Source organism: Deltaproteobacteria bacterium, from assembly GCA_016219225.1.
GTDB lineage: Bacteria > Desulfobacterota > RBG-13-43-22 > RBG-13-43-22 > RBG-13-43-22 > RBG-13-43-22.
On the sequence record JACRBX010000267.1, the window covers coordinates 1 to 10,402 of the forward strand.

The 10,402-nt window shown below is 52.8% G+C and carries 11 protein-coding genes; 2 read left to right on the forward strand and 9 right to left on the reverse strand.

Annotated features, from left to right (window positions below):
- The coding region (locus HY879_22020) for a protein-L-isoaspartate(D-aspartate) O-methyltransferase (protein MBI5606019.1) at window positions 1–525 on the forward strand (525 nt) is incomplete at its 5' end.
- An 86-nt stretch (window positions 526–611) separates the two neighbouring features.
- Here HY879_22020 and HY879_22025 read toward each other — a convergent pair.
- Window positions 612–2,042, reverse strand: a complete 1,431-nt coding sequence (locus HY879_22025; protein ID MBI5606020.1) for a CoA-binding protein — start codon at window positions 2,040–2,042, stop codon at window positions 612–614.
- Window positions 2,043–2,366: 324 nt separating this feature from the next.
- A complete protein-coding gene (locus tag HY879_22030) occupies window positions 2,367–3,710 on the reverse strand; it encodes an MATE family efflux transporter (GenBank protein ID MBI5606021.1) in 1,344 nt (447 codons plus the stop codon).
- 239 nt (window positions 3,711–3,949) lie between these two features.
- On the opposite strand from HY879_22030, the gene HY879_22035 reads away from it, so the two are divergent.
- Window positions 3,950–4,669, forward strand: coding sequence for an SDR family oxidoreductase (locus HY879_22035; protein MBI5606022.1), 720 nt, complete (start codon window positions 3,950–3,952; stop codon window positions 4,667–4,669).
- Here HY879_22035 and HY879_22040 read toward each other — a convergent pair.
- The 7 genes from HY879_22040 to HY879_22070 all read right to left on the reverse strand — a co-directional run bounded on the left by HY879_22040 (window position 4,629) and on the right by HY879_22070 (window position 10,268).
- A complete protein-coding gene (locus HY879_22040) occupies window positions 4,629–5,096 on the reverse strand; it encodes a hypothetical protein (protein MBI5606023.1) in 468 nt (155 codons plus the stop codon). The genes HY879_22035 and HY879_22040 overlap by 41 nt on opposite strands.
- Complete coding sequence (locus HY879_22045; GenBank protein ID MBI5606024.1) at window positions 5,093–6,454, reverse strand: amidohydrolase; 1,362 nt, start codon at window positions 6,452–6,454, stop codon at window positions 5,093–5,095. The genes HY879_22040 and HY879_22045 overlap by 4 nt, the downstream gene beginning before the upstream one ends.
- A 72-nt stretch (window positions 6,455–6,526) precedes the next feature.
- Window positions 6,527–7,852: an amidohydrolase gene (locus HY879_22050; GenBank protein MBI5606025.1), complete on the reverse strand. Its 1,326-nt coding sequence runs from the start codon at window positions 7,850–7,852 to the stop codon at window positions 6,527–6,529.
- A gap of 18 nt (window positions 7,853–7,870) precedes the next feature.
- Window positions 7,871–9,127 carry a purine-nucleoside phosphorylase gene (locus HY879_22055; GenBank protein MBI5606026.1) on the reverse strand — a complete coding sequence of 419 codons (1,257 nt, stop codon included), beginning with the start codon at window positions 9,125–9,127 and terminating at the stop codon, window positions 7,871–7,873.
- Window positions 9,124–9,513 (reverse strand): hypothetical protein, encoded by a 390-nt coding sequence (locus HY879_22060; GenBank protein MBI5606027.1) that lies wholly within the window; start codon window positions 9,511–9,513, stop codon window positions 9,124–9,126. Before HY879_22060 ends, HY879_22055 begins: the two co-directional genes overlap by 4 nt.
- A gap of 11 nt (window positions 9,514–9,524) precedes the next feature.
- A complete protein-coding gene (locus HY879_22065) occupies window positions 9,525–9,965 on the reverse strand; it encodes an MOSC domain-containing protein (GenBank protein ID MBI5606028.1) in 441 nt (146 codons plus the stop codon).
- 27 nt (window positions 9,966–9,992) lie between these two features.
- Entirely contained in the window at window positions 9,993–10,268 is a 276-nt protein-coding gene (locus tag HY879_22070; GenBank protein ID MBI5606029.1) for a TIGR04076 family protein, read from the reverse strand.
- Window positions 10,269–10,402 lie beyond the last annotated feature (134 nt).

Sequence of the window (10,402 nt, forward strand, 5' to 3'; positions counted from 1 at the left end):
GAAGCCCTTTGGGGCGAGGCCTATAATGATTACCCGGTACCTATCGGCGACCGGCAGACCATTTCTCAGCCTTATATCGTAGCCCTCATGACCCAGTTCCTGGAGCTTAAGGGACAGGAAAAGGTCCTGGAGATAGGGACCGGTTCGGGTTATCAAACCGCCATTCTGGCTGAACTTTCCCAAAAGGTCTATTCCATTGAAAGAATCCGCTCCCTGTATCAAAAGGCCCGTAAGATACTCGATCAGTTGAACTATTTTAATGTTATCCTCAAGGTCTATGACGGCACCCAGGGCTGGCCGGCAGAAAGTCCCTTTGATGCCATCATGGTTACGGCCGCCTCGCCGGAAATTCCTTCGCCGCTTCTGGAACAATTGGCCCTGAATGGTCGCATGATCATCCCGGTTGGGGACCGCTACTCCCAGACATTAAAGAAAATCACCAAAAGGGAAACAGGGTTTGAGGAAGAAGATCTGGGTGGCGTCCGGTTCGTCAGCCTGATCGGCGAACACGGCTGGAAGGAATGAAAAAGACATAGGATCGGAAACCTATTGGGACCATTTATCACCTCGTTCTTCTTGCCGACGCAGTTTCTTATAAACCACTTTGTAAATCAGCCAACGATCCGGCGCCGGTAACGATACATCCTTGAAAGGATTTGGGCGATTTCATCCAGCCGGTCATAGATGTGGATGCCTTCTTCATTCAGGTCATGAATGACCTGACTTTCCCACGGGGAATAAATACTGCCGATCAGGATGGGGATATTGAACGTCTTTTCCATAGCCGTATAGAGGCTTATGATTTCTTTGTTGATTTCCAAAAAGATCCGAAGCCGTTCCGGTGCACGGTCGTTCAGCATACCCGGTCGCCCCAGTCCATGGAGGATCAAGGCATCGACTTCACCGGAAGTCAGGATCGCCTGACCGAAGGCCGTCAGGATATCTTTATCAAAAAAGAGTCCGGAGGCCCCGATATCGACCGGGTTTCTCACCGAGGCCCGGATGGGCATCCCCAGTTCCCTCAGTCTGGATTGCAGCCCGGCACTCAATTCCGGCACATAAAGTCCTTCGGCCTCCAGGGCATCGGACAAGGCCACACCCCAGGACCCGCCCATGGTCATGATGGCCACGCGGTTCCCATTCATGGGCGGTCGTTCCACCATGGCCTGTCCTAATGAGAGCAGGAGTTCCATGGTAGGGGACGAGATCACATTGGTCTGGGCCAGGACCCCCTCATAAACACGATGGGCGCCGGCCAAGGCACCGGTGTGGCTCTGAGCAGCCCGGGCGGCATTCGGGGTTCTCCCGGCTTTGTAGACGATGACCGGTTTAGTTTTTGCTATTTTCCGTGTCACTTCCACAAAACGTCGTCCCTCTTTAATCGCCTCGAGGTACATGATGACGGCTTGGACCTCAGGGTCTGCCCCGATATGTTCCAGAAAATCCGTAGTCGTCAGATCGGCCTCGTTCCCGGTGTGAACAAAGAGGCCTACCCCCATATGCCGGGCGTAGCCGTGAGCCAATAGATCATACAGGGCATAACCGCCCTGGCAGACGGCTGCGATACGGTTCTTGACAAGATGCCGTTCCGGTGCAGCGGAGCCGTTGAATTCCGCATGGAGATTGAATGTGCCGCTCACATTCGGACCCAGGAGGCGCATACCGTAGGACCGGGCCAGGCGCACCAACTCCACTTCCCTTTGCCTGCCGGTCTCGGTGGCTTCGCCGAATCCGGCCGTGATGAGGGTGATACCTTTGACGCCTTTCTGCCCGCATTCCCGGATGGTTTGTTCCACCGATTGTTCCGGGATGGTAAAGATGGCCAGTTCGGGTTCCCCGGGGATAGCCAGGACATCCTTGAAGGCGGGCAATCCGTAAATCCGGCCTCCCTGATGGTTGACGGGGTAGATGGGGCCCGGGAATGGTCTGGAGAGAAGGCCCTCCATAATAAAAGAGCCCCATGATCCGGGCCGCTCCGTAGCGCCAATAACGGCCACCGACTTGGGGTTTATAAAGGCGTTCAATTCTTCATTGGTTGACAAACTATTTTCCTTTCTTTAGTGCCCCTTGCAAATGTCTAAGTTCGGTAAAAATAGGTCAGGCATCCTGCCTGACAATAGATTGAAACCATTAGATAGTCAGCCGGGACGGCTGACCTATTGGGTGTTAATTTTTGCATAATTAAGACTTTTGAAAGAACCTCTTTAGTTCGAAAATAAAGTTTCAAGTTTCAAGATGCAAGTTACAAGTATGAAAAACCTTGGAATTCTAACTTCTTAAAAACACTGGATTCCCGTTTTCACGGGAATGACGGAGTTGGAGTCCTCCTGCCTTTTTACGAACTCATCAATATCCGTATTTTTGTACTAAACCATTCCCGGCCCCGAGGCGGCCAGCCAACCTTTCCTCGCATACCTCCGGTAAAGGAGATAGCATTGAACGAACTGGGAGATGTTCATGCACCACCAGACCGATGCGGCCCCATAGCCGAGGACCACGACAAAAAGATAAGCCAGGGGCAACCGGATAAACCAGATGGTCATGGACACCCGGACCATGACGCTTCGGGTGTCACCGGCCCCGCTTAAGCCCCCGCCGAGGATAATGCCCCAGGCCATAAAGGGCTCGCTGATCATGGCGATATAGATATAGCGGATGCTCTCCCGGACCACGATCGGGTTGGTGGAGAGAAACGAGGTAATCCACCAGGCGTTGATCACCACCAGAAGGGCCATGAAGGTGACTACCGAGACCCCGATCAGGGCCGTCACCAATCCACTTTTATAAGCTTCTTCCTGTTTCTTTTCCCCTAACAGATTTCCGATGATCACGGCATTGGCCATGTTGAAAGCGAAGGCCGGCAGGTAAATGGCCGATTCGATGCGCAGACCGGTTGTCAGGGCAGCCAGGGTTTCCACCCTGTTTTCCGGCAGTTCGCTGATGATCAGGAAAAGGACCATGCTGCCGGCCTGCCAGAGAATCTGGACCGCTGCCATAGGCCAACCGATGATGGTCACCTTTTTGACCAGGGCCGTTGAAAACGAGCGGACTCCGGTCATAAGCCTTCTTACCTGGGATAGATTGATAAGGCTGCCTACCAAGGAGGCCGTGGCTGTGGCCAGGGCTATCCCTTTGAAACCCAGAGAGGTATAGAAGACGAAAAAAAAATTGAGCAGGATATTGACGCCGCAGACGATGGTCATGGTCCGGAGAGAGATCTTGATCCTGTTGCAGGATCTCAGAATACCGTTGCCGTTAATGACTATATATTGGAAGAGGAGCCCCCCGGAGTAGATTTGAATCAAAGGGATGGTAAAAGGCTTGACCTGCTCCGGGATATTGAGCAGCCTGATCCCATCCGGGGCGAAGAAGATTCCCACCAGGGCGAAAAGGGTTCCGGCTCCGGCCGTGGCTAAAAGGGATGAAAAGACCGCGGTGGTCAGTTGTTCCTGGTCCCCGGCGGTGAAGAGACGGGAAACGACCGAGACCGTGCCGACCGTCAGGGCATTGGCCGCAATGATGAAAATAAAATAGAATTGAATGACAAAACCATAAGCCGCCTGGATGTTTTCCCCCAATCGGCCGGCTACAAAAACATCGGTAAGGCCGATGAGGAACTCGAACACCATGATGAGGGTCATGGGCCAGGCTATCTCCCAGCTTCGTGAAATAAAACATCCTATATCTTGGGTCTTAAGCCTGTCCCACACCGTAAATCCGATCAGCCCTTTTTGATCTCCGAATCACCTTTAAAAAAGTATAGAGTATAAAATAGGGGAAAGACAGGGGCAAGGATTATTTTCTTGACAGGGGTTAATTATTTTGTTTTATATAGAATTTATTTGTTCTCTATGGAGAATTAACAAGACGACCGAACGACCGATAGCCGGAAAACGAAGGGGGCAATATGGGTTTAGAAGGAAAACTTGCATTGGTAACAGGGGCTTCAATGCCAAAAGGCATTGGCAGACACACCGCCCTGACGCTGGCAAAGATGGGGGCGAATGTCGCAGTGACCGGCTTGCACCACATGGAAGGGGCAGCAGCCTTGTCAGAAGAAATCAAGGCCCTGGGCCGGAAATCCATGGCCGTTCAGATGGATGCGAGTAATTATGCGGAGGTCCAGAAAGGTTTTGCAGCCATAAAAGGGGCCTTGGGCCCTGTCAGCATCCTGGTCAACAATGCGGCCCTCATGGGCCATAATATCAGTATTGCCAAGACTACCGCCGAGGAATGGGATTACGAAGTGAAGCTCTGTCTCAATTCCGCATTTTATTGTATCAAGGAGGCCTGGGCGGATATGTGCGCCAATAAATGGGGCCGAATCGTCAATATGTCCTCTGTTGCCGGTGTCCTGGGAGGTGCCGGGCAGACGAGTTACGGGGCGGCCAAGGCGGGCCTGATCGCCCTGGCCAAGTCGGCAGCGCTCGAGGGCGCCAGGTTTAATATAACCGCCAACTGCGTTCTCATTGGGATATGCGCTACAGATGGGTATGATTTGCTCCCTGAAGCGGTCCGCCAGGCGGTTGAGAAAAAAACTGTCTTTCGCAGGGCCGCCGATCCTCAGGAGATTGCCGAGGCCGTGGCCTACCTGGTATCGGAAGGCGCGGCTTATATGACCGGCAGTATCATGAATATGATGGGCGGCCTTGACCTGTTTGTATTTTAGAAAAGTATTTTCTGGAAAACACCAGGGGGGCCGCTAATAAAACGAGCATAATGGTGTTAAAAACGATATTAAAGGTCACCCCGTATAGGGCCGAGATTGTTGTATCCGTGCAGTACCAGATTCCCGTACCGAAGGCCAAGCCATTCCAGGCCCATTTTTCACCGGTTTTAAATGGGTAATAAGCCCAAAAAGCGATCAATGTTCCCCATCCGGCCATCACGGCCCCCAGGACCCCATAGATCCAGCCTTGAAATCTAAAGGTGTTTTCAGGTAATTTTGAATCGGTCCAAAAATGGGGATCGATCTGATTATTAAAAAGGACATTCATCAGGCTGGACTGGCTGAAAAAGGTTAAAAAAAGACCAAAAACGACCAGATAAATACCGACCACCAGGATCCATTTCTGCCAAAAATGAAAATAATTCATTTTGCATAACCTCCGGCGATAATCCGCTGACTTATCCGGTTTACCTGATCTAAGACCTCATCCAGGTCAAAGGTCAGTATTTTCCGGTCTTCCATAACCATGCGCCCTGCGATCATAACCGAATGTACATCAGACCCCTGGGCGGAGTAGACGATGATCGAAAAGGGATCATAACAGGGGACCAGATGGGGTTTGGAAAGATCCAGCAGGACCAGATCGGCCTGTTTACCGACCTCTAAAGATCCGATCTGGTTTTCGAGACCCAGAACCCCGGCCCCTTCCAGGGTGGCCATCCGGAAGACCGTTCGGTCATTCATGACCGTAGGGTCCAGATAACGGACCTTTTCCAGCTTGGCGGTGGTGTCCATCTCTTTGAACAGATCGAGATCATTGTTGCTGGCACAACCGTCGGTCCCCAGTCCCACCCGTACACCCTTTTCCAGCATCTCGACTACCGGGGCTATACCGGAGGCCAGTTTCATATTGCTCTCCGGACAATGGGCCACTGCGGTCCGGGTCTGGGCCAGGAGTTTGATTTCATCTGAATCCAGATGAATGGCATGAACGGCAATGGTCTGTTCATCCAGTATGTCGAGGTCATGCAGATATCGGATCGAGGTCTTCCCATAACGGGATTGAATTAAGGCTATCTCTTCCCGGGTTTCTGCTGCATGGATAAAGAAGGGCACCTGCTCTTTCCGGCATAGACGCTTAACGCTCTGCAAGGTCTCCGAAGAACAGGTATAGGGAGAGTGGCAGAAGATCCCGGTCCGGATCCGCGGCGAGAAGCCTTTCCAGGTTTCCACAAAGCGGGCGGCCACCTTTCTATTTTGGGCCGGGTCCGGGACACCCGGTATGGGGAAATCCAGGACCCCCTGGCAGATGACGGCCCGCATGCCTGATTGATCGGCGGCCTTGACGGCTTCATCCATGTGAAAGTAGCCGTCGGCAAAAGTGGTGGTACCGGACTGGATCATCTCGGCACAGGCCAGAAGGGTCCCCCAATACACCGAATCGGGATTGATAAAACGGCTCTCGACCGGGAAGATGAATTGTTCCCACCAGGTTTGTAAGGGAAGATCATCGGCCAGACCCCTGAAAAGGGTCATGGCCCCATGGGTATGGGTATTGACCAGGCCGGGCAGGATCAGGAAGCCCCGGGCATCGATGATCCTTTCTGCCGGTGGCAGAGGGTTTGGAGAATTTTCGGGTTGGATAAAGACGATCCGGTCTCCCTGAATACCGATGGAGCCGGTAAAGGTTTCAGGGAAATTTGGCGAAAGGGACAGGATCAGGCCGCCCTGGAAGAGGTAATCCAGGGGGGAGTTCGGAGTTCGGAGTTCGGAGTTCGGAGTCATGATGGCCTATTCAAGATGCAAGATTCAAGTTGCAAGTTGCAAGATACAAAGTAAAAGATTCAAGACTTTCTTTTAAGATCCGGTCTGCAAAGAACTGGCAAAACTATGGGCCTTTTCAAAGATGGTCCTTAAGCTCAAGGTCGTCAATTGACGATCTTTCAGGACCTGCTTCCCGTTGATAAAAACCTGGGTGACATCCGAGCCTTTGGCGGCATAGACCAACTGCGAATACAGGTTGTAGAGCGGGGTCAGGTGGGGTTGTTTCAGATCCAGGATGATCAGGTCGGCTTTCTTTCCTGGTTCCAAAGAGCCGATCACCCGGTCCATCTGCAGGACCTTGGCCCCTTCGATGGTGGCCATGCGCAGGACCGTCCGGGCATCCATGACCGTGGGATCCAGGAGGTGGACTTTGTGCAGTTTGGCGGCGGCACTCATTTCCTGAAAGAGGTCCAAATTATTGTTGCTGGCACAGCCGTCAGTCCCCAGGCCGACCGTGATCCCACGGGACATCATGGGGACCACAGGGGCCACTCCCGAGGCCAGCTTCATATTGCTTTCCGGACAATGGGCCACCTTGACCCCGGCCTTTCCCAGGGCATTCATGTCCTCTTCCGACAGGGCCACGCAATGGACTGCAATCAGGTTGCTGCTCAGCAATCCCAGACCATCGAGAAGACCGACCGGTGAAGTCTGATATTGTTTTTGTATCTGTTCCTTCTCCGGGAAAGTTTCCGACAGATGGATGATCAGGGGAACGCCCTGTTCTGCACTGACGGCCCCGGCCTTTCTTAAAAGATCCGGGGAACAGGTAAAGGGGGTATGGGGTTCGACCGCCACGGAGATCAGGGGATCTTCTTTAAAATCCCGGATCAACTGAAGGGTATAGTCAAATCCTTTTTCTATGGGTCCGTAATTAGGGGAGGGAAAATCATAAAGGACTTCTCCCACCAGGGCCCGCATCCCGGCTTCCCGGGCCGCTCTGGCTACTTCAGCTTCAAAAAGGTACATGTCGCAAAAGGTGGTGGTGCCGGAAAGGATCATTTCGGCACAGGCCAGCAGGGTCCCCCAATAGACCCACTGGGCGTTAATCTTCCGTTCGGCCGGAAAGATATGATGGTGCAGCCAATCTTCCAGGGGCAGATCATCGGCCAGACCGCGAAAGAGGGTCATGGCGGCATGGGTATGGGTATTGATTAAGCCGGGCAGCACGGCCCCTCTTTGAACGTCCAAGACCTCCCGGGCCCGGGCTTCCAGACCCAGGAGGTCTTTTTCCGCCCCCACAGCGACAATCGTATCTCCCCGAATGGCCAGTGCCCCGGGCTGATGGACTTCCATGGCCGGATTCATGGTGACGATATGGGCATTTTTAATCAAGAGATCTACCGGATCATGAGACATTTTTTTAATCGTTTCCTTTCAGGGGAGCCTCGAAAGCACCCCTTCCACCAGGGCCACTAATTTGGGCTCGGCTGTTTGAGCGGTTTGAATAATCGATTCTATGGAAGCCGGCTCCATGCTGTCCGGACGATTGACATTGGAAATCACTGAAAAGCCCAGGATCCGCATCCCGGATTGAACAGCCACGATGACTTCCATGATGGTCGACATGCCGACGGCCTGGGCCCCCATGGAGATCAAAAACCGGGTTTCGGCCGGGGTCTCCAGAGAAGGTCCTTTAAGGCAGACGTAAACCCCGCGGCGCAGAGGGATCTGGTGGAAACGGGCCGACTCTCCGGCCAGGGTCTGGAGTTCCCGGTCATAGACCCGGGACATGTCCGGGAAACGGGGTCCCCAGCTTTCCAGATGGGGGCCGATAAGGGGATTCTCCCCGGTGAAATTGATCTGATCGGTTATCAGCATCACATCGCCGGCCTGAAAATGGGGATCCAGTCCTCCGGCGGCGTTGGAAATGATCAGGACCTTGATCCCCAGGGCAGCCAGGACCCGAACAGGAAAACCGATTGCCTTGGGCGAGTATCCTTCATACAAGTGGAAACGTCCCTGTAGGACCACCACTTTTTTCCCGGCCAATTCTCCCCAGATCAGTTTCCCGGAGTGGGATTCAACGGTTGAATGAGGAAATGAGGGGAGGTCTTGATAGGAAAGGGAAGATGGGTTCCGGATACGGTCGGCCAGCCCTCCCAGACCCGTCCCCAGGACGATAGCGATATTCGTCTCGGGAGGAATTCGGTTTTTCAGCAGTCCTGAAACCTCCCGGACCCTCTCTTCCATCTCTTCAGGCGTTATTTCCAAGGATATTTCCATTTCTTTTTGTTTAAAATAATCCGCAAGGATCTGACTGTGATCGAAGGCCAGAGGGGAGGGCAGGGTGCGGGAATCGAATAGCCCTATCTCCTGGGCATCGTCGGCGGCCCGGGGGAGGCCTATGGCCCGGGCAATAAAAACAGTGCTGATGGTATGACGACGAGGGTCCCGCTCCGGACGGGAATAAGTGTGGAACTGCCGAACCAGGGTAACTTCCAAAGAGGTCTCTTCCCGGGCCTCCCGGACGGCCGCTTCTTCCATGGATTCCCCGTAATCCACAAAACCCCCCGGGATGGCCCAGCCGAAGGGGAAATTTTTCCTCCGGATGAGGACGATCCTGCCATCATCCATTTCGATAATGATATCTACTGTCGGGACGGGGTTCTTAAAGGAACCGGGGAGGGTCATGGGGCTTCTTTCCTTCTCAATCGGTACTCCGGGCAGCGTCCCAGGCAGGCTTCCATCTTCAGCAGACATTGGCTCTTGACCTGATGGATACAAGGAGGATAATTAAGACCGGAATCGATAAAATTCTTACAGGATATTTTGGCCATTTCTTTGAGGTTTTTATTGACGATATAACGTTGGGCGATCAAGCCTTCTCGGTCATGGATGGTCAAACCGAACCTTTCCAATCGTTTCAACCGGTCCAACGTTTTATGACCCATGCGTTTTCTTTCGACGATCAGCATGCAAAGCTGGTCTTCGGGAGGAGGGAAGATCTGCGGCCGGATGCAATGCCCCCGTTTGAAGTACAAACAGTCCTTGCCCGAAAGTTTCTTGACCTGAGCCATGGCATTTGATTTCAAATATCTTTGGTTAGAATTTCGATCTGATCTCCTGCTCTAACCGGACCTCCCTTGATAATGCGGACAAAGATCCCCTCTTTGGGCATAACACAATCCCCGGCCAGACGATAGATGGCGCAGCGGTCATGACAGACCTTGCCGATTTGGGTGACTTCCACCAGGGCTTCCGAACCTAAACGCAGGCGTGTGCCGATAGGCAGTTCGGGCAGGATGATCCCTTCGGTGGTTATGTTTTCGGCAAAGGAACCGGGGTGGACCTTCAGCCCCAGATCCTGCATTTTTTTGATGCTTTCCAGGGCCAGGAGGCTGAGTTGGCGATGCCAGGGGCCTCCATGGGCATCGCCGGCCAAACCGAATTCTTCTACTAAGGTTCCCTCGGGAATATTTTTTTTCGGGACCCCTTTTTGATCGCTTATGGAAACGGCTATTATTTTCATAAAAAATCCTCGTGCCCACGGAGGGCTTTAAAAAATGTTTTTTTTCTCTCTCCAGAGTTCAAAAACGACAACATTATTGGGATCGGGACAGGCTATCTGCAGGCGGTCCGGATCTTCAGACCAGGGGAATTTACCGCCGAATTTCAAGACCGTAAAAAAAGGGAAGATGCTGGTCAAGGCCCATTGGCAAATGGAAGAACCCATTTCCGTCAACTCGAAGACCTCACCTACCTGATGCCCATAGGAGCAGGCCCCCTTCCCCCTGATCTCCACAATCTTTCCTTTTACCCTATATTCTTCCATAATCCTCCCTGTTCATTTTTCGCTTTTAGCTCTTCCATCTTCCTCCTGAACCCTGAACCCTGAACCCTGAACCCTGAACCCTGAACCCTGAACCCTGAACCCTGAACCCTGAACCCTGAACCCTGAACCCTGAA

Bases quoted from the DNA above. Each gene is read 5' to 3' on its own strand.
- HY879_22035 (MBI5606022.1), top strand. From the start codon at position 3,950: ATGCCAAAAGGCATTGGCAGACACACCGCCCTGACGCTGGCAAAGATG.
- HY879_22040 (MBI5606023.1), bottom strand. From the start codon at position 5,096: ATGAATTATTTTCATTTTTGGCAGAAATGGATCCTGGTGGTCGGTATT.
- HY879_22045 (MBI5606024.1), bottom strand. From the start codon at position 6,454: ATGACTCCGAACTCCGAACTCCGAACTCCGAACTCCCCCCTGGATTAC.
- HY879_22050 (MBI5606025.1), bottom strand. From the start codon at position 7,852: ATGTCTCATGATCCGGTAGATCTCTTGATTAAAAATGCCCATATCGTC.
- HY879_22055 (MBI5606026.1), bottom strand. From the start codon at position 9,127: ATGACCCTCCCCGGTTCCTTTAAGAACCCCGTCCCGACAGTAGATATC.
- HY879_22060 (MBI5606027.1), bottom strand. From the start codon at position 9,513: ATGGCTCAGGTCAAGAAACTTTCGGGCAAGGACTGTTTGTACTTCAAA.
- HY879_22065 (MBI5606028.1), bottom strand. From the start codon at position 9,965: ATGAAAATAATAGCCGTTTCCATAAGCGATCAAAAAGGGGTCCCGAAA.
- HY879_22070 (MBI5606029.1), bottom strand. From the start codon at position 10,268: ATGGAAGAATATAGGGTAAAAGGAAAGATTGTGGAGATCAGGGGGAAG.